Source organism: Streptomyces sp. NPDC048461 (genome assembly GCF_055587105.1).
Genome location: NZ_JBVJGW010000005.1, coordinates 21,299 through 38,691 on the forward strand (window position 1 = coordinate 21,299; position 17,393 = coordinate 38,691).

20 protein-coding genes are annotated in these 17,393 nt (G+C 73.4%); 8 read left to right on the top strand and 12 right to left on the bottom strand.

The features are described from left to right. Nucleotides 1-10 precede the first annotated feature (10 nt). From ACZ6S8_RS10565 to afsQ1, 3 genes are read right to left on the bottom strand one after another with little or no spacing between them, the layout of a single operon-like run. Complete coding sequence (locus ACZ6S8_RS10565) at nucleotides 11-688, bottom strand: hypothetical protein (protein ID WP_469454378.1); 678 nt, start codon at nucleotides 686-688, stop codon at nucleotides 11-13. Beyond that, nucleotides 675-2,102: a sensor histidine kinase gene (locus ACZ6S8_RS10570; RefSeq protein ID WP_469454896.1), complete on the bottom strand. Its 1,428-nt coding sequence runs from the start codon at nucleotides 2,100-2,102 to the stop codon at nucleotides 675-677. The genes ACZ6S8_RS10565 and ACZ6S8_RS10570 overlap by 14 nt, the downstream gene beginning before the upstream one ends. A 53-nt stretch (nucleotides 2,103-2,155) precedes the next feature. Further along, nucleotides 2,156-2,833 (bottom strand): two-component system response regulator AfsQ1, encoded by a 678-nt coding sequence (gene afsQ1 / locus ACZ6S8_RS10575; protein ID WP_267723259.1) that lies wholly within the window; start codon nucleotides 2,831-2,833, stop codon nucleotides 2,156-2,158. Between the two features lie 177 nt (nucleotides 2,834-3,010). On the opposite strand from afsQ1, the gene ACZ6S8_RS10580 reads away from it, so the two are divergent. Further along, nucleotides 3,011-3,718: a SigE family RNA polymerase sigma factor gene (locus tag ACZ6S8_RS10580; protein ID WP_469454379.1), complete on the top strand. Its 708-nt coding sequence runs from the start codon at nucleotides 3,011-3,013 to the stop codon at nucleotides 3,716-3,718. Between the two features lie 188 nt (nucleotides 3,719-3,906). Here ACZ6S8_RS10580 and ACZ6S8_RS10585 read toward each other — a convergent pair whose 3' ends face one another. Further along, nucleotides 3,907-4,617, bottom strand: a complete 711-nt coding sequence (locus tag ACZ6S8_RS10585; protein WP_469454897.1) for a uridine kinase family protein — start codon at nucleotides 4,615-4,617, stop codon at nucleotides 3,907-3,909. Nucleotides 4,618-4,671: 54 nt separating this feature from the next. Between ACZ6S8_RS10585 and ACZ6S8_RS10590 the strand changes: the two genes are divergently transcribed. Further along, entirely contained in the window at nucleotides 4,672-5,022 is a 351-nt protein-coding gene (locus ACZ6S8_RS10590; RefSeq protein WP_469454380.1) for a hypothetical protein, read from the top strand. A 98-nt stretch (nucleotides 5,023-5,120) separates the two neighbouring features. Here ACZ6S8_RS10590 and ACZ6S8_RS10595 read toward each other — a convergent pair whose 3' ends face one another. The 3 genes from ACZ6S8_RS10595 to deoC are packed head-to-tail and all read right to left on the bottom strand — an operon-like array spanning nucleotide 5,121 to nucleotide 8,423. Beyond that, entirely contained in the window at nucleotides 5,121-6,020 is a 900-nt protein-coding gene (locus ACZ6S8_RS10595) for an aldehyde dehydrogenase family protein (RefSeq protein ID WP_469454382.1), read from the bottom strand. After that, nucleotides 6,013-7,449: an aldehyde dehydrogenase family protein gene (locus ACZ6S8_RS10600; protein WP_469454384.1), complete on the bottom strand. Its 1,437-nt coding sequence runs from the start codon at nucleotides 7,447-7,449 to the stop codon at nucleotides 6,013-6,015. The genes ACZ6S8_RS10595 and ACZ6S8_RS10600 overlap by 8 nt, the downstream gene beginning before the upstream one ends. Nucleotides 7,450-7,454: 5 nt before the next feature. After that, entirely contained in the window at nucleotides 7,455-8,423 is a 969-nt protein-coding gene (gene deoC, locus ACZ6S8_RS10605) for a deoxyribose-phosphate aldolase (RefSeq protein ID WP_469454386.1), read from the bottom strand. Between the two features lie 152 nt (nucleotides 8,424-8,575). Between deoC and ACZ6S8_RS10610 the strand changes: the two genes are divergently transcribed. The 3 genes from ACZ6S8_RS10610 to ACZ6S8_RS10620 all read left to right on the top strand — a co-directional run bounded on the left by ACZ6S8_RS10610 (nucleotide 8,576) and on the right by ACZ6S8_RS10620 (nucleotide 10,110). Beyond that, nucleotides 8,576-9,223, top strand: a complete 648-nt coding sequence (locus tag ACZ6S8_RS10610) for a PH domain-containing protein (RefSeq protein WP_469454388.1) — start codon at nucleotides 8,576-8,578, stop codon at nucleotides 9,221-9,223. 76 nt (nucleotides 9,224-9,299) lie between these two features. Then, entirely contained in the window at nucleotides 9,300-9,872 is a 573-nt protein-coding gene (locus ACZ6S8_RS10615; protein WP_469454390.1) for a VanZ family protein, read from the top strand. A gap of 37 nt (nucleotides 9,873-9,909) precedes the next feature. Then, the gene (locus tag ACZ6S8_RS10620) at nucleotides 9,910-10,110 is read left to right on the top strand and encodes a PspC domain-containing protein (protein WP_386533763.1); all 201 of its coding nucleotides are present in this window, start codon (nucleotides 9,910-9,912) and stop codon (nucleotides 10,108-10,110) included. 53 nt (nucleotides 10,111-10,163) lie between these two features. Here the strand turns inward: ACZ6S8_RS10620 and ACZ6S8_RS10625 are convergent, their stop codons facing one another. The 3 genes from ACZ6S8_RS10625 to ACZ6S8_RS10635 all read right to left on the bottom strand — a co-directional run bounded on the left by ACZ6S8_RS10625 (nucleotide 10,164) and on the right by ACZ6S8_RS10635 (nucleotide 12,616). Further along, on the bottom strand, nucleotides 10,164-10,928 hold the full coding sequence (locus ACZ6S8_RS10625) for a hypothetical protein (protein ID WP_469454391.1): 765 nt from the start codon (nucleotides 10,926-10,928) through the stop codon (nucleotides 10,164-10,166). 133 nt (nucleotides 10,929-11,061) lie between these two features. Next, nucleotides 11,062-11,328, bottom strand: coding sequence for a hypothetical protein (locus ACZ6S8_RS10630; protein WP_383924311.1), 267 nt, complete (start codon nucleotides 11,326-11,328; stop codon nucleotides 11,062-11,064). 139 nt (nucleotides 11,329-11,467) lie between these two features. Further along, a complete protein-coding gene (locus ACZ6S8_RS10635; protein ID WP_469454393.1) occupies nucleotides 11,468-12,616 on the bottom strand; it encodes an adenosine deaminase in 1,149 nt (382 codons plus the stop codon). Nucleotides 12,617-12,729: 113 nt separating this feature from the next. Here ACZ6S8_RS10635 and ACZ6S8_RS10640 point away from each other — a divergent pair, with 113 nt between their 5' ends. Both ACZ6S8_RS10640 and ACZ6S8_RS10645 read left to right on the top strand, forming a co-directional pair. Continuing rightward, on the top strand, nucleotides 12,730-13,455 hold the full coding sequence (locus ACZ6S8_RS10640) for an alpha/beta hydrolase (protein WP_469454394.1): 726 nt from the start codon (nucleotides 12,730-12,732) through the stop codon (nucleotides 13,453-13,455). Nucleotides 13,456-13,579: 124 nt separating this feature from the next. Continuing rightward, a complete protein-coding gene (locus ACZ6S8_RS10645; RefSeq protein WP_469454395.1) occupies nucleotides 13,580-13,951 on the top strand; it encodes a cupin domain-containing protein in 372 nt (123 codons plus the stop codon). Here the strand turns inward: ACZ6S8_RS10645 and ACZ6S8_RS10650 are convergent. Then, nucleotides 13,927-15,171 carry an ATP-grasp domain-containing protein gene (locus ACZ6S8_RS10650; RefSeq protein WP_469454397.1) on the bottom strand — a complete coding sequence of 415 codons (1,245 nt, stop codon included), beginning with the start codon at nucleotides 15,169-15,171 and terminating at the stop codon, nucleotides 13,927-13,929. The two genes, ACZ6S8_RS10645 and ACZ6S8_RS10650, sit on opposite strands and share 25 nt — an antisense overlap. Nucleotides 15,172-15,308: 137 nt before the next feature. On the opposite strand from ACZ6S8_RS10650, the gene ACZ6S8_RS10655 reads away from it, so the two are divergent. Next, nucleotides 15,309-16,340: a helix-turn-helix transcriptional regulator gene (locus ACZ6S8_RS10655; protein ID WP_469454398.1), complete on the top strand. Its 1,032-nt coding sequence runs from the start codon at nucleotides 15,309-15,311 to the stop codon at nucleotides 16,338-16,340. 22 nt (nucleotides 16,341-16,362) lie between these two features. On the opposite strand, the gene ACZ6S8_RS10660 is transcribed toward ACZ6S8_RS10655, so the two are convergent. After that, the gene (locus tag ACZ6S8_RS10660; protein ID WP_469454899.1) at nucleotides 16,363-17,301 is read right to left on the bottom strand and encodes a LysR family transcriptional regulator; all 939 of its coding nucleotides are present in this window, start codon (nucleotides 17,299-17,301) and stop codon (nucleotides 16,363-16,365) included. Between the last annotated feature and the right edge of the window lie 92 nt (nucleotides 17,302-17,393).

The window sequence follows — 17,393 nt, forward strand, 5'->3', positions numbered from 1 at the left end:
TCGGGACCCGTCAGGAAGGCGTCGCCGACGGGCGTACGAGCTCGCCCAGCGTCGGTACCGACTCGGGCCGCGAGCGCACCGCCTCCGTGCACTCCCACTCCCGCGGCGGGTCCGCGTCGGGACCGCCCAGGACCACCGGCCCCTCGCCCGCCGACACCGCCTCGTTGCCCGCCAGCGTGCAGACGATCTGCGACAGCGCCACCGGCGGCAGGTCCTCGGGCTTGCGGCTGAGGCGTACCGTGCCCGCCGGATCGCCCGGCCTCGGCGCCCCCGCGGTCAGCCCCGCGGGCACCCCGGTGCTGAAGCCGGCGTCGCGTTCCTGGGCCGAGGGCGACTTCTCCAGCGCCTCCAGCAGCGCCTGCGCGACCAGCGCCACGGGGTCGCGCACGACCCGCTTCTCGGGCACCGGGACGATCCGCTCCACACCCACCAGCTGCGACCCGCAGACCAGTTCCACCGATGCCCGGAAGCCCTGCACCCCGCCCTGGCCCGACGCCTGGTCCGGGGTGTCGCACGAGACCCGCGAGGGCGCCGGCCCCACGTCCACCGGCACGGTCGTCGCCCGGATCCCGCACCCGGAGACCAGGCCCGCCACGACCGCCAGGCACGGCAGGACCAGCGCCGCCGGCCTCCGCACCAGCGGTCCGCGCGCCGCCGGTCTCCGTACCGCCCGCCTACGCCTCGTCATCACCGCTCACCTTTCCCACGTCCACCGGCAGCCGCAGCGTGAACAGCGCACCGCCCCCGTCCGCGTTGGCCGCGGTGATGTCACCGCCGTGGATGTGCGCGTTCTCCATGGCGATGGACAGGCCGAGCCCGCTGCCGTCCGACTTCGGCCGGGACGCGCTCGCCTTGTAGAAGCGGTCGAAGACGTGCGGCAGCACCTCCTCGGGAATGCCCGGCCCGTTGTCGCGCACCGCGATCACCAGCCACTCCCCCTCGACGGCCAGCGACACCCGCACCGGCGAGCCGCCGTGCTTGAGCGCGTTGCCGATGAGGTTGGCGAGGATGACGTCGAGACGGCGCGGGTCGAGCCGCGCCACGATGCCCCGCTCCGCGTCGAGTTCGACCGCGTCCAGCCAGGCCCGGGCGTCGATGCAGGCGGTGACCTGGTCGGCGACGTTCACGTCGTCGAGCACCAGCCGGGCCGTTCCCGCGTCGAAGCGGGTGACCTCCATCAGGTTCTCCACCAGGTCGTTGAGGCGCCGCGTCTCGCTCACGACCAGCGCCACCGCCGGCGCGATCATCGGGTCGAGGTGGTCGACCTCCTCCTCCAGCACCTCCGCGACCGCCGTCAGGGCCGTCAGCGGGGTGCGCAGCTCGTGCGACATGTCCGCGACGAAGCGCCGGCTGGACTCCTCGCGCGCGCTCATGTCGGCGACCTTCTTCTCCAGCGCCTCGGCCGTCTTGTTGAAGGTGTGGGACAGGTCCGCGAGTTCGTCCGTGCCCGACACGGCCAGCCGGTGGTCGAGTTCGCCCTCGCCGAGCCGCCGCGCCGCGTCGCCGAGGCGCTGCACGGGCTTGAGGACGGTCCGCGCCGCGGCCTGCGCGAGCAGCGCCGAGCAGAGCAGGGCCAGTCCGGTCGCGATCGTCAGCGACCAGCCCAGCGCGTTCAGGTCGTCGCGCTCCTGGGCGAGGGACTTGTACATGTAGCCGGTCGGCCCGCCGCCCACGATCCGGGTCCCGCCGACCAGGTACGGATTGCCCTGCGGCTTCGTCCGCTGCCAGTACACGTGGTACTCGGAGTCGTTGGCCGAGGTCGTCTTCTGCCGGTCGTCGACCGCGTGCCGCAGGGACTGCGGTACGTCGTCCAGCCCGAAGGAATCGGGGCCGGCCGCGCCGAACACCTCGCGGCCGCCTGTGCCCTCGTGGACCAGGAGCACGCTGTAGCCGGGGCTGCTGCCCGCCATCAGCTCGGCGGTCCGCTGCATCTCCTCGGCCGTCGGCTCCGCGGGGAGCGCGGCGGCCCGGTTCTGCATCTCCTGCCGGAAGTCGCCGAGGGCGGCGTCCTGCGTACGGGTCAGGACCGCCTCGCGGTTGAGCCAGTAGGCGATCCCGGAGGCGGAGACGGCGGCGGTCAGCGCGACCAGCGCGAAGACCATCAGGAGCCGCAGCCGCAGGCTGGTCCAGCGCCGGCCCGCGAGCAGCGCCCGGATCACTGCGGGGAGTCCAGGCGGTAACCGACGCCGCGGACGGTACGGATCAGGGTCGGCGAGGACGGCACGTCCTCGACCTTGGCGCGCAGCCGCTGCACGCAGGCGTCGACGAGCCGCGAGTCGCCGAGGTAGTCGTGCTCCCAGACGAGGCGCAGCAGCTGCTGGCGGGAGAGCGCCTGACCGGGGCGGCGGCTGAGTTCGAGGAGCAGCCGCAGTTCGGTCGGGGTGAGCTGGAGGTCCTCGCCGTTCTTCGTGACGGTCATGGCGGCGCGGTCGATGACCAGCGAGCCGAAGCTCGCGGAGTCGGTGGACTCGCGCTCGCCGCGGCGCAGCACGGCCCGGATGCGGGCGTCGAGGACCCGGCCCTGGACGGGCTTGACCACGTAGTCGTCGGCGCCGGACTCCAGGCCGACGACCACGTCGATGTCGTCGCTGCGCGCGGTGAGCAGGATGATCGGAAGCTGGTCGGTGCGGCGGATGCGCCGGCACACCTCGAAGCCGTCGATCCCGGGCAGCATCACGTCCAGCACGATGAGATCGGGCCGCTGCTCGCGCAGCAGTTTCAGGCCGTCCTCGCCCGTCGCCGCGGTGGCCACTCGGTGGCCCTGGCGTGACAGGGAGAGTTCGAGGGCCGTGCGGATGGCGTCGTCGTCCTCGATCAGCAACAGGAAAGGCACGGGCTCATTCTGTCCCATCGGCCGTCGGGAGTTCGACCGTCGGGGGCGGCGGATCTCGACGGGGCCGCTGTGACAGGCCTGTGACAGTCGACGGACACCCCGGTTAAGTCGGCCGTGCAGGCTTCAGTCATCGAACGAAGCACGGACCGGAGCAGACTCCACGACGGGGGGCGCGAGATGAACACGCTGCACAGCATCAACACCAGCGCGATTGTCACGCGGCTGCACGATGTGAACCGCCGGGCGGGTGTCCGTACGGTCGCGGTCGCCCGCCCCCGGCAGTCGCACGTGGTGGCCATCGACGCGAACACGTACCAGCCGCCCGCCGCCGTCCCGGCGCCGGCGGCGCAGCCGTCCGCCGCGGCGGAGGCCGAGTTCACGGCGTACGTCCAGGAGCGCCGGTCCGCCCTCTACGCGACGGCCTTCCACCTCACCGGCGACCGGCACGAGGCCGAGGACCTGCTGCAGAGCGCGCTGTTCTCCACGTACCGGGCCTGGGACCGCATCAGCGACAAGGCCGCCGTCGGCGGGTACCTGCGCCGCACGATGACGAACCTGCACATCAGCGCCTGGCGCCGGCGCAAGCTGAACGAGTACCCGACGGAGGAGCTGCCGGAGACGGCGTCGGACACGGACGCGATGCGCGGCACGGAGCTGCGCGCGGTGCTGTGGCAGGCGCTGGCCCGGATCCCCGAGCCGCAGCGCACGATGCTGGTGCTGCGCTACTACGAGGGCCGCACCGACCCGGAGATCGCCGAGATCCTGGGCATCAGCGTCGGCACGGTCAAGTCGAGCATCTGGCGGTCGCTGCGGCGGCTGCGGGAGGACGAGGCGCTGAGCTTCGGCCACGACGAGGCGGAGTCCTTCGAGGAGCTGGTGGCGTAACGCGCCGCCGTACGGACCAACGGGCCGGGGGCCCGTCCCGCGGGGGTGGGACGGGGAACGGGGGGTGAAGGGGCGGGAACGAGCGGCCGGGGGTCCGTTCGTTCCCGCCCTTTCGCATGCCCGGAAGCCGCCGCGGGCGCGCGGCCTCTGCCTACGGGGGCTCCGCGGGCAGCGGGGGCTCCGCGCTCCTACACCGTGGTGGCGGGCGTGCGGTGGCGGCCCGCCGCGGCGGCGGCCAGCCGGCCGAGGGCCTCGTCCCGGGCGCAGGCGTGCGCGCCCAGGGCGGTGTGCCGGGCCACGATGCCCCGCTCGGCCCGCATCAGGCGCCAGCCCCTGCGCAGCAGGAACGGCACCGACTTGCGGCCCTCGCGCAGGTCGCGGGCCAGGCGCCGCCGGAAGGTCGTCGAGGGACGCCCGCGCAGGCACAGGGCGTCCGCCAGCAGGCCCATGTCCTGGCAGCGGCTCACGATGTCGGCGGCGAAGATGCCCTCCGCGATGAACAGCGGGGTCCGCGGGGAGCGGGCGATGTCCAGGGTCTCGGTGCCCGTGCGGGAGCTGGTCGCGATGTCGTAGACCGGGACCTCGGTGCGGCCCGTCGCGCAGAGCGCGGCGATCGCGGCGACCGCCGTGTCCGCGTCCCAGGAGCCCGGGGAGTCCCAGTCGATGTCGGAGCTGCCGGCGACCAGGGGGAGGGTGGGGTCGTCACCCTCCTTGTAGAAGTCGTCGAGGCGCAGCACGGGCAGCCCCGAGCGGGCGGCCAGCGAGGATTTACCGGAGCCCGACGGACCGGTCAGCAGGACGACTCGGGTCGGCGAAGGAGAGGAGGAGCTCACGGGACACCAGTCTGAACCATTCCCCCGGGTAGGGGATCCTCCCGGTGGCCGGTTGGTATCGAGGATCACACCTCAACTACGCTGCGTGCGCACGCGACTACGACCTCAGGCGGGATTCCCATGGCACGTCACGCAGCCCCCTCCACCCCGAACCGGCTCCGCGCCGCGGGCCTGACCGTCTCCATGGCGGGCGCGGCGCTCGCCATGGCCGCCGGGGGCGCCCAGGCCGGCGAGCTGTCCGTACCGGCGGCCCTGGCCGGGGTCGCCGATCCGATCTCGAACCTCAAGGTGAACCCGCTCGCGCACACGGGCGTGGACCCGCTCGACAACGGCGTGGCCACCAAGGTCGCGGACTTCCCGTCCGTCGGCACCGGCATGGTCACCGGCATCCTGACCCAGGGGCCGTCGGTCGGCGAGCTGCCCACCGCGGCCGTGACCTCGCTGCTCGGGCCGGCCCTCCCGAAGGCGTAGCGGTCCGCGGGCACGGGAAGGCCCCGGCAGCGCGGGGGACGCTGCCGGGGCCGGTTCGTGCGGGGCCTCCCCGTACGGGGACGGCCCGGGGGCGGCCGCTAGTACGAGGAGCCGCCCGCGCCCAGGGAGCCCGTGGGGTGCCAGACCGTCTTGGTCTCCAGGAACGGCGTCATGCGCGCGGTGCCCGGGTCGGCGGTCCAGTCGTCCACAGGCTGTGGACGCAGGACGCGCTTGAGGTTGTCGGCCGCGGCGATCTCCAGCTCCTTGGCGAGCTCCGCACCGGCACCGGCCAGGTCGATCGCGTTGACGTCCTGGTGGGAGGCCAGGTGCGGGCCCATCTCGGCGGCCTTGCCGGACAGGATGTTGACCACGCCGCCCGGCAGGTCGGAGGTGGCCAGCACCTCGCCCAGGGAGAGGGCCGGGAGCGGGGACTTCTCGCTGGCGATGACGACGGCCGTGTTGCCCGTCGCGATCACCGGGGCGATCACGGAGACCAGGCCCAGGAACGAGGAGTCCTGCGGGGCCACGACCGTGACCACGCCGGTCGGCTCCGGGGTGGAGAGGTTAAAGTACGGGCCCGCGACGGGGTTGGCGCCGCCGACGAGCTGGCCGATCTTGTCGGTCCAGCCCGCGTACCAGACCCAGCGGTCGATGGCCGCGTCCACGACGGCGGCCGCCTTGGACTTGGACAGGCCCTCGGCCTCGCCGACCTCGCGGACGAACTGCTCGCGGCGGCCCTCCAGCATCTCGGCGACGCGGTAGAGGATCTGCCCGCGGTTGTACGCGGTGGCGCCCGACCAGCCGCCGAAGGCCTTGCGGGCGGCGACGACCGCGTCACGGGCGTCCTTGCGGGAGGACAGCGGGGCGTTGGCCAGCCACTTGCCCTTGGAGTCGGTCACTTCGTACACCCGGCCGCTCTCGGAACGGGGGAACTTGCCCCCGACGTACAGCTTGTAGGTCTTGAAGACACTCAGACGCGTCGACGACGACTCAGACATCGAGGTACCCCTCCAGGCCGTGACGGCCGCCTTCGCGCCCGAAGCCCGACTCCTTGTAGCCGCCGAACGGCGAGGTCGGGTCGAACTTGTTGAACGTGTTGGCCCAGACGACGCCCGCGCGGAGCTTGTTCGCGACCGCGAGGATGCGCGAGCCCTTCTCCGTCCAGATGCCGGCGGACAGGCCGTACTGGCTGTTGTTGGCCTTCGCGACCGCCTCGTCGGGCGTGCGGAAGGTCAGCACGGACAGCACCGGGCCGAAGATCTCGTCGCGGGCGACGGTGTGCGCCTGGGTGACGTTCGTGAAGAGCGTCGGGGCGAACCAGTAGCCGGCGGACGGCAGCTCGCACTCCGGGGACCAGCGCTCGGCGCCCTCGGCCTCGCCGGTCTCGGCGAGCGCCGTGATCCGGGCGAGCTGCTCGGCGGAGTTGATCGCGCCGATGTCGGTGTTCTTGTCGAGCGGGTCGCCCAGGCGCAGCGAGGAGAGGCGGCGCTTGAGGGAGTCGAGCAGCTCGTCGTGGATCGACTCCTGGACCAGCAGGCGCGAACCCGCGCAGCAGACCTGGCCCTGGTTGAAGAAGATGCCGGTGACGATGCCCTCGACGGCCTGGTCGATCGGGGCGTCGTCGAAGACGATGTTGGCGCCCTTGCCGCCCAGCTCCAGGGTGACCTTCTTGTCGGTGCCGGCGACCGTGCGGGCGATGCGCTTGCCGACGGCCGTGGAGCCGGTGAAGGCGACCTTGTTGACGTCCGGGTGCTCGACGAGGGCCGCGCCGGCGTCGCCGTAGCCGGTCAGGATGTTGACGACGCCCTTGGGCAGGCCCGCCTGGCGGCAGATGTCCGCGAAGAACAGCGCCGACAGGGGCGTGGTCTCGGCGGGCTTGAGGACGACCGTGTTGCCGGTGGCGAGCGCCGGGGCGATCTTCCACGCGAGCATGAGGAGCGGGAAGTTCCACGGGATGACCTGGCCGGCCACGCCGAGCGGGCGGGGGTTGGCGCCGTAGCCCGCGTGGTCGAGCTTGTCGGCCCAGCCCGCGTAGTAGAAGAAGTGCGCGGCGACCAGCGGGAGGTCCGCGTCGCGGGTCTCCTTGATCGGCTTGCCGTTGTCCAGGGTCTCCAGGACGGCCAGCTCGCGGCTGCGCTCCTGGATGATCCGGGCGATGCGGTAGAGGTACTTGGCGCGCTCGGAGCCCGGCAGCGCGGACCACTTCTCGAAGGCCCGGCGGGCGGCCTTGACGGCGCGGTCCACGTCGGCGGCGCCCGCCTGCGCGACCTCGGCGAGGACTTCCTCGGACGACGGGGAGACCGTCTTGAAGACCTTGCCGTCGGCGGCCTCGGTGAACTCTCCGTCGATGAAGAGCCCGTAGGAGGGGGCGATGTCGACGACCGAGCGGGACTCGGGGGCCGGTGCGTACTCGAAGAGGGATGCCATGGTGATCAGTCCACCGTCACGTAGTCGGGACCGGAGTAACGCCCGGTGCTCAGCTTCTGGCGCTGCATCAACAGGTCGTTGAGCAGGCTGGAGGCGCCGAAGCGGAACCAGTGGTTGCTCAGCCAGTCCTCGCCCACGGTCTCGTTGACCAGGACCAGGAACTTGATCGCGTCCTTGGTGGTGCGGATGCCGCCGGCCGGCTTCACGCCGATCTGGATGCCGGTCTGCGCGCGGAAGTCGCGGACGGCTTCGAGCATCAGCAGGGTGTTGGCGGGGGTGGCGTTCACCCCGACCTTGCCGGTCGACGTCTTGATGAAGTCGGCGCCGGCCATCATGCCGATCCAGGAGGCGCGGCGGATGTTGTCGTACGTCGACAGCTCGCCGGTCTCGAAGATGACCTTGAGGCGGGCCGCGGTGCCGTCGGGGCGGACGCAGGCCTCCTTGACGGCCTTGATCAGCTCGTACGTGTCCAGGTAGCGGCCGGCGAGGAAGGCGCCACGGTCGATGACCATGTCGATCTCGTCGGCGCCGGCGGCCACGGCGTCCGCGGTGTCCGCCAGCTTGACGGGCAGGGCGGCCCGGCCGGCGGGGAACGCCGTGGCGACGGAGGCCACCTTGACGTCGGCGCCGTTCAGCGCCGCCTTGGCGGTGGCCACCATGTCGGGGTACACGCAGACGGCGGCCGTCGACGGGGTCGTGCGGTCGGTCGGATCGGGGATGACGGCCTTGGCGGAGAGCGCCCGGACCTTGCCCGGGGTGTCCGCGCCTTCCAGGGTCGTCAGGTCGATCATCGAGATGGCCAGGTCGATGGCGTACGCCTTGGCCGTCGTCTTGATCGAACGGGTGCCGAGGGCGGCCGCGCGGGCCTCCAGGCCGACAGCGTCGACGCCGGGCAGCCCGTGCAGGAAGCGGCGCAGCGCACTGTCGGACGTCGTCACGTCAGCGAATGCGGTGAGGGTGGTGGGCATGGTCACCACATGAGCATATCTACGCGCGTAGCGGCCTGTCACCCCCCTCCCCCGATTCCGGTGCGAAATCGACACCTCCGCTCGCCCCCGCCCGCCCGCCGGGGGCGGGAGCGGCGCCGATCTCGTCCGCCGGGACGGCGTGGGGCAGAATCGACCGCATGAGCAGCCAGCCGCAGCCGACCGACGAGCCCGTCTACGACGACCGGGTCTACCGCTCCTCCATGGCCGTCGTCACCGGGGTGCTGCTGCTCGGGCTGACCGCCTGGCTCTGCGGGGACGCCGTGGTGCGCGGCTCGGGGAACACCCCGTGGATCGCGCTGGCCCTGGCGCTGTGCGCGGTCCCGCTGATCGTGGCGTTCACCATCCGCCCGGCCGTCTTCGCCAACGACGACCGGATGCGCGTGCGCAACCCCTTCCGGGTCGTCGAGCTGCCCTGGGCGGCCGTGGACACCGTGCGCGCCGGGTACTCGGCCGAGGTACTGGCCGAGGGGTCCGCGTACCAGCTCTGGTCGGTGCCCGTCTCGCTGCGGGAGCGCAAGAAGGCGAACCGGCGCCAGCTCAGCCGCCGCGGCGGCCTGACCGGCCGCAGCCTGGCCGCCCCGGCGCAGGACGGCGCCGCCGCCGAGCCCGCCGGGCCCCAGCGGGCGGGGGCGGACCGGGTCGTGGACGAGCTGCGCGAGCTGGCCGAGCGCGGCGCCTCCCGGGCGGGCGCCCAGGGCAGCGTGCGCGTGCACTGGTCGTACGAGGTCATCGCCCCCGCCGTGGCCGGGGCTGTGCTGCTGATCGTGCTGCTCGCCGTCGGCTGACGGCCCGGCCGGCGTGGCCCGCGCCACACCCCCGCCGGTGCGGAACCGTCGCTACCGGTGACGCGTCCTCGCAGGTGTGCAGCGTCATGAGGACGGCGGAAACGCCGCCACCGCCATCCATCTCCGGCTCCGGCTCACGGCCGGCGCCCTGCTCGCCGCTCATCTCCTGGTCGTCGGCTGGCTCACCCTGCGGCCGCTGGACCTGCCCTGGGCGGCGGCCGCCAATCTGACCCCGCTGGAGGGGATCAGGGCGGACCTGGCACTGGGGCCGCTGGAGGCCGCCCGGCGCATCGGGGAGGGTCTGGCCCTACTGGCGCCGCTGGGGGTGCTGCTGCCGCTGGTCAGCGGCCGGCTCGCGCCCTCGCGGCTGTCCGCCTGGTCCTCGCTGACCCGGACCGCCGCCGCGGGCGCGCTGGTCTCGGTGTGCATCGAACTGCTCCAGACCGCCGTCCCGGGACGGGTCGTCGACGTGGACGCGGTGCTGCTGAACACGGTGGGCGTACTCCTCGCCCACGCGGCCGTCGTACCGGCGCTGCGGGCCCGGATGCGGCGTGCGCGAGCCGCGTGTCAGGGGGCGACCCCGAGAATTACCAGGGTCGGAGTCGGCCCCTGGACCGAGGTCGTATCGGCGGTGCAGCGGGAGTATTGAGGCATCGCAGAAGAGCGATCCCGACGAAGGAGAAACCATGAGCGCCCTGGCCCGCCCCCGTGACGGACGTTGGATCGGCGGCGTCTGCGCCGCGCTGGCGCGTCGCTTCGGAACGTCCGCGAACACGATGCGCGTCATCTTCGTCGTCTCGTGCCTGCTGCCCGGCCCGCAGTTCCTGGTCTACCTGGCGCTGTGGCTGCTGCTGCCGAACGACAAGACCGCCTCCACCGCCTGGTAGACCCCCCGGTGGACCGGTGGACCCCCCGGTGGACCGGTGGACCTCCCGGCGGATCAGCCGGCCAGCCGGACCTTCTCCAGCTGCTTGTCCGCCACTTCCTGCGGCACCAGCGCCTTCTGCTCGGCGGCCGCCACGTTGAGGGCCATCAGCCGTACGACGGTGTCGCCCTCGCGCACGACGACCAGGTGGACCTGGGCCGAGACGCCCTGGGCGGCCGCGGTCGTGGTCCAGCTGACGCTCTCGTCGCCGGACGTCGTGTACGCGGCGGCCCGCACGTCGCGGTAGCTGCCGGTCTGCTTCTCGACGGTGGCGGAGAAGCCCGTGGCGCAGGCGGCGACGGCGGCCTTGAGGCGGCTGATCAGGGCCTTGGCGTCGGCCTCCGGGTACGAGCTGACGGAGGCGGAGACGGCGAGGCCGATCTGCTTCTGGGAGCCGACGCCGCGGTTGACCGTCTCGCGGGCGGCCGGGTCCGGCTTGTCGCCCATGATGTCCGCCAGCGGCTGGCAGGCCTTGCGGTCGGCCTGCGGCTGGCCGTCGGGGGCGTTCGGGTTCTTGCCCTGGGCGGAGATCTGATAGCCCGGCAGGTCGCCCTGTTCCAGCGCGGCCCGCTCCGCCTTCGTGCCGCCGGTCTTCGGCGCGGCGGCCCCGGTGGGGGTGGACGCGGACGGGGCCGGAGCGCCGGGTGCGCCGGAGGCCGGGCGGGAGGAGCCCTTGGGATCCGGTACCTCGCCCTTGGCGGGAGTGTCCGTACTGCTGCATCCGACCGCTGCGACGAGCAGGGCGGGGACCAGCGCGACCAGGGTCGCTCGTGCCTTCATTCGCATGACCAAAGACCTCATACCGATTGCTTCGGCGGGCAGTTGGTGGTGATCGTGGCACACGGCACGGCGGGGCACACACCTCGTCGAAGAGGCGTGCGCCCACCGCGCGCGCGTTCGGGTCGCGGCAGCGTCAGCCGCCGAGGCCGTTCAGGGCGCCGGTGGCCGGGGCCAGCCCGCCGAGGAGGCCGGTGATCGGCGCGGCGGGGTCGGAGGACTCGCCCTGCTGACCTCCGACGCTCTGCTGGCTGGTGGCTCCCTGGAGCGCGCCGGTGGCGCTGGTCAGTGCGTCGGTGAGGCCGACGGCGGGGACGGCGGCGGAGGCGGTACCGGCGGCGACGACGGCGAAGGCGGCGCCGAGAGCGGCGACACCGAGGGTCTTGGCAGCTGACTTCTTCATCAAAGATCGTCCTTGCGACGGGGAATTGAGCGGCTCCGCAAACTAGTCACTTCAAACCCCCGCCCGCAAACATCCGTAAATACGAGAAAGCGCCCGGGAATTGCTCCTCCCGGGCGCTTTCAGTACGTCATGCCGTGGCCTAGGCCGAGACGGAACCCCTGGTGGAAGCGGTCTGCTGGAACAGCCACTCCGACTTCAGCTCCGCATATCCGGGCTTGATGACCTCGTTGATCATGGCGAGTCGTTCATCGAAAGGAATGAACGCGGACTTCATCGCATTGACGGTGAACCACTGCATGTCGTCCAGCGTGTAGCCGAAGGTGTCGACCAGGTGCTCGAACTCGCGGCTCATGCTGGTGCCGCTCATCAGCCGGTTGTCGGTGTTGACGGTCAGCCTGAAGTGCAGCTTCCGCAGCAGACCGATCGGGTGCTCGGCGTACGAGGCGGCCGCGGCCGTCTGCAGGTTCGAGGTCGGGCACATCTCCAGGGGGATGCGCTTGTCCCGTACGTACGAGGCCAGGCGGCCGAGCTTCACCGTGCCGTCGGCGGCGACCTCGATGTCGTCGATGATCTTCACACCGTGGCCGAGGCGGTCGGCGCCGCACCACTGCAGGGCCTGCCAGATCGACGGCAGGCCGAAGGCCTCGCCCGCGTGGATGGTGAAGTGGTTGTTCTCGCGCTTGAGGTACTCGAAGGCGTCGAGGTGGCGGGTGGGGGGGAACCCGGCCTCGGCGCCGGCGATGTCGAAGCCGACCACGCCGTTGTCGCGGTAGCGGTTCGCCAGCTCGGCGATCTCCAGGGCGCGGGCCGCGTGGCGCATCGCGGTCAGCAGGGCGCCGACGCGGATGCGGTGGCCGTTGGCCCTGGCGCGGCGCTCGCCCTCGCGGAAGCCGTCGTTCACTGCCTCGACGACCTCTTCGAGGGTCAGGCCGGCTTCCAGGTGCTGCTCGGGCGCGTACCGGATCTCGGCGTACACGACGCCGTCCTCGGCCAGGTCCTCGGCGCACTCGGCGGCGACCCGGAACAGGGCCCCCTTCGTCTGCATGACCGCGCAGGTGTGCGCGAACGTCTCGAGGTAGCGCGGGAGGGAGCCGGAGTCGGCGGCTTCCCGGAACCAGATGCCGAGCTTGTCGGCGTCGGTCTCGGGGAGGTTCTCGTAGCCGGCCTCGCGGGCCAGCTCGATGATGGTCCCGGGGCGCAGTCCACCGTCGAGGTGATCGTGCAGGAGCACCTTCGGGGAGCGGCGGATCTGATCCGGGGTCGGCAGGTTGAGGGTCTCGCTCGTCATCTGGGCACTCTAGCTCCTACGCGCGTAGAGCGTGCCCCGGCGACGGGGGTCGATATGTAACAGAGACCGCGCGGACGGATGGCGTACACCTCGGGGTCTGAGACTGTTCCGCCATGGCACAGCATGCGCCGCCGGCGCGCGGGGCCCGCTTGGGGCGGGCGGCCGGCGCGAACGGTTCGGTCACGACGGTCAACGGTGTGGTGCTCCTGCTTCCCGGAGCGTCCAGATTCTCCCCCGGCCCCCTGCGCCCGCTCGCGCGGGCGCTGGCCCGGGCGGGCGGAACGGAGGGGCTGGCCGCGCACGCCGTCCAGCACGGCGGGGACGCGCCCCGCGAGGAGCAGGCGCGGTGGGCGGTGGACGAGGTGGTGCGGCGCTACGGGGACGTGCCGGTGTGCCTGGCCGGCTACGGCGCGGGCGGCCTGGCCGCACTGCGGGCGGCGGGGCACGAGGCCGTCAACTCCGTGCTGGCGATGGCCCCGTGCCTTCCGGAGGCGGACGCCGCCGCGCGGTCGCCCGAGCCGGTGAAGCACCTGGCGGGGCGGCGGGTGCTGATCGTGCACGGCACGAACGACGCGCGCAGCGACCCGGAGGCCTCGTTCCTGCTGGCGGCGCGGGCGAAGAAGGCGAACCGGGCGACGTGCCGGTTCGAGGTGCATTCGGACGGGCACGGGCTGCGCGAGCACCAGGCGGAAGTCGTCGCGCTGGCGGTGGACTTCGCCCTCGGGTCGGTGTTCTCGGGCCGGTACTCGCGCCCGGTGACGGACGCCCTGGCGGCGCCCCCGCCGCTGGGCCTGCGGATGCCGCTCGCCTCCGGCTTCGGCCGGGCGTCGCGGCGCTGACGCACCGGGCCGGCCGCCGGCCGCCCTCGCGGAGCCCGCCCGGCCGGAGGCCCGGACCGGGCCGGGGGGCCGGGCGTACAGTGAGATCGAGGACTCGGGGACTTCTCCCCGGGAGGCGATGATCATGGCCGATCTGGTGTGCAGGAACTTCGACGCGGCCGACGAGACGCGGCCGTTCCTCGCCGGCAAGGGCCGGCTGGACCTGCTGGAGACGGACGGCGGACAGGTCGGGCGCGCGGTGTTCGAGCCGGGCTGGAAGTGGTCGGACCACATCAGGCCGCTGGCCGGCACCGAGAGCTGCGAGTCCGCGCACACCGGATACGTGGTGAGCGGCCGCATCAGGATCGTCATGGACTCCGGCGACGCGATCGAGGCCGGTCCGGGCGACTTCATCCAGGCGGCCGCCGGGCACGACGCCTGGGTCCTGGGCGACGAGCCCTGCGTGGTGCTGGACTGGACCGGGTACGGCGACTACGCCAGGCCGCCCTCCGGTTGAGGGACCAGGCGGGCGGGCGGTGCCTGGCCCAGCAGGCCCGTGGCGCGGTCCAGGGTGCGGGCCAGGGATCCGGGGGTCGCGGCGGTCGCCAGGACGTACGCGTGGTGCAGGGTCCCCGTCGGGGCGCGGCGGACGGTGGCGCCGGGCGGCACCTCCAGCTGGACCCGCACCACCCCCGGCACGGCGCGGGCCGCGGCGATACCCGGGCGCACCCCGTCGAGGCGGCGTCCGGGCGGGAAGTCCACGTACCGCAGCCCGGCGCAGGCGGCGCGGGGGCTGCGCACCGGGTCCGGCAGGCGCAGCCCGGAGGCGAGCGCGAGGCCGAGGACGTCGGTGCCGTGGGCGAGCCGGAGCAGCCGGGCGAACTCCTCGCCCCCGGGGCGGGCGTGGGCCTCGATCAGGCGGGGGCCGTGCCGGGTGAGGACGACCTCGGTGTGGGAGGGTCCCTCGGCGTGACCCGCGAGGTCGAGGACGCCGCGCACGAGGGCCCGTACGGCGTCGGCGGTGCCGGGGGCCAGGGGCACGGGCAGTTCGTGGCCGGTGGCGGTCAGGCCCGGACCCGTACGGCGGCGGGCCCAGCCGAGGACGCGGTGGCGGCCGTCCCGGGACAGGGCCTCGACGGCGAGTTCGGGACCGTCGAGGTACTCCTCGACGAGGAGGTCGGTGACCTCCGGGTAGGCGAGGGCGGCGGCCGACGCCTCGGCCGCGTCGCGGACCAGGCGGACGCCCTCGCCGTCGCTGCCGGCCCGCGGTTTCACCACGCACGGGTAGCCGATGAGGGTGGCGACGAAGGGGAGGGTCGCGGCGCGGCCGCAGCGGGCGAAGGAGACGGGCCGGGCGGGGTGCAGCACGTTGGAGCGGGCCCGCAGGACGGCCTTGTCCATGAGGGCGGTGACGGCGCCGGTGGGGGTGCCGGGCAGGCCCAGTTCCTCGTTGGCGCGCGCGGCCGCCAGGGCCGAGGCCGCGTCGAAGCCGAAGACGGCGGCGCGGCCGTCGCGGACCTCCTCCATGAGGCCGACGGCTCCGACGAGGCGGCGGTGGTCGCGCCAGTCCGCCCGTACCCGCCGCTCCGCCCCCTCACGGTCGGATGGCACCGATGGAACCGGCGCGACCACCACGGTGCGCGCCCCCGCACGGCGGGCGGCCGCCACCACGGCGGGTCGCGGGCTCAGCAGGACGGCAACGGGCTCCCGCCCCTCGATGGGTGTCCGCTGCCGCATACCGCGCTCCCCCCTCACGCCGTGTGACCACTGTGCCGCTTCGGCATATGCCGGAACGGGCCGGGCACGCGTCGTCTTGCCGCCTTGCGGGAACACGAGGGGTTTATAAACGGACACAGCCCGGGACGAATACGCATATGCCAGCCGACCCACCCGGAGAGCCCGAGGAGCTGAGCCCCGCGGCCCGGCGCCTCTACGCGTACGCCGTCGATCGGCACGCCTTCGGCGCCGCCGAGGCCACCGAGGCCCTCGGCGTGCGCGCGGCCGCGGCGATCACCGAGCTGGCCGCCGCGCACCTGCTCCAGCGGGCGCCCGGCGGCGCGCCCGACCGTTGGAGCGCGGTCGCGCCCCGGGCGGCCGCCGCCCGGGCGCTGGCGCCGCTGGCCCTGCTGGTACGGGAGACCCACGACGAGATGGACCGGCTGCGGGGGCGGCTGGAGACCCTGGTGCCGGCGTACGAGGCCGGGGCCGCGCACCGGGATCCGAGCGGGGGTTCGGGCCGGCTGGAGCTGGTCACCGACCTGGGCGCCGTACGGAGCCTGATCGCGGAGCTGGTCGCCTCCTGCGAGCGGGAGCTCCTGACCTCCCATCCGGGCGGCGGGCGGCCGCTGGAGACGCTGGAGGAGTCGATCGGCCGGGACGAGTCGCTGCTGGCGCGCGGGGTCCGGATGCGGACGATCTACCAGCACACGGCGCGCTACTCGCGGCCCACGGCGGCGTACGTGGAGCGGGTGACGGCGCTGGGCGCGCAGGTGCGCACGCTCGGCGACGGGCTGATGCGGATGCTGGTCTTCGACGCGCACACGGGCCTGATGGCGGTGCCGGACCGCAGCGGGGCGGCGCTGGTGGTGCGGGAGCCGGGCGTCGTGCACTTCATGACGGCGGCGTTCGAGCGGTCCTGGCTGGAGGCCCGGCCGTTCCCGGTGACGGTGAGCCCGGAGGCGGCCCGGTCGCTCTCCGACGAGCTGCGGCGGACGATCGTACGGCTGCTGTCGGAGGGGCTGGAGGACAAGGTGATCGCGCGGCGGCTGGGCATGTCCGAGCGGACGTGCCAGCGGCACATCGCGGAGATCATGCGGGCGGTGGGCGCCAAGTCCCGCTTCCAGGCGGGGTTCCTGCTGTCGGCGCACCCGGTGCAGGAGCCGGACCGGGCCCCGGACCGGGCCTGAGGACCGGGCCTGAGGACCGGGCCTAGGCAGGCGGCTCCAGCTCCGGGATCAGGCGGCCGCGGCGGGACAGCAGGAAGCGTTTGAACTCGGCCACCGGCGGGGTGTCCGGGTGGCCGTCGAGCCAGGCGACGCCGATCTCGCGGACCGCGCGCGGGGCGGTGACCGTCAGCTCCACGACCCCCGGGCGGGCCACGGCCGGGGGCGGCAGCAGGGCCACGCCGAGTCCGGCGGCGACCAGGCCGCGCAGGGTCTCGGCCTCCTCGCCCTCGAAGGCGACCCGGGGCGCGAAACCGGCCTCGGCGCACAGGTCGTCGGTGATGCGGCGCAGGCCGTAGCCGGGCTCCAGGGTGACGAAGGTTTCCTCGGCGGCCTCGGCGAGGCGGATGCGCTTGCGCCCGGCGAGGCGGTGGTCGTCGGGGACGACCAGCCGCAGCCGCTGCTCGTCGAGGCGGCGCGCGACGAGGTCGGGGGCGTCGGGGAGGGGCGAGGTCAGGCAGAGGTCGAGCTCGCCCGCGCGCAGCCGCTCCAGCATGGCCTCGCCGTAGTTCTGCACGAGGGAGAAGCGGATGCGGGGGTGGTCGGCGCGGAAGGCGCGGATCAGACCGGGCACGGTCTCGGAGCCCAGGGTGTGCAGGAAGCCGAAGGCCACCTTGCCGGCGGTGGGGTCGGCGTCCTGCTGGACGGACTCGGCGGCGCGGGCGATCCCGTCGAGGGCCCGCTCCGCGGAGGCGAGGAAGGTGTGGCCGGCGGTGGTGAGGGCGACGGTGCGGCCCTTGCGGGCGAACAGCGTGACGCCGAGGTCCTGTTCGAGCCGGACCATGGCCCGCGACAGGGTCGACTGGGGGACGCCGAGCTCGTGCGCGGCGCGGGTGACGTGCTCGTGCCGGGCCACGGCCGCGAAGTACGCGAGGCGCGGGGCCAGCAGGCGTGTCACCGCCATGTCTTCTTCGTAACGGTTCATCGACATGCGCCGCCCTGAGCTGTGCTGATGCGTGAGTGGAACGATTATCGCGAATCCGTGCATTGGACGCATGAAAAACACCGGCCTACCTT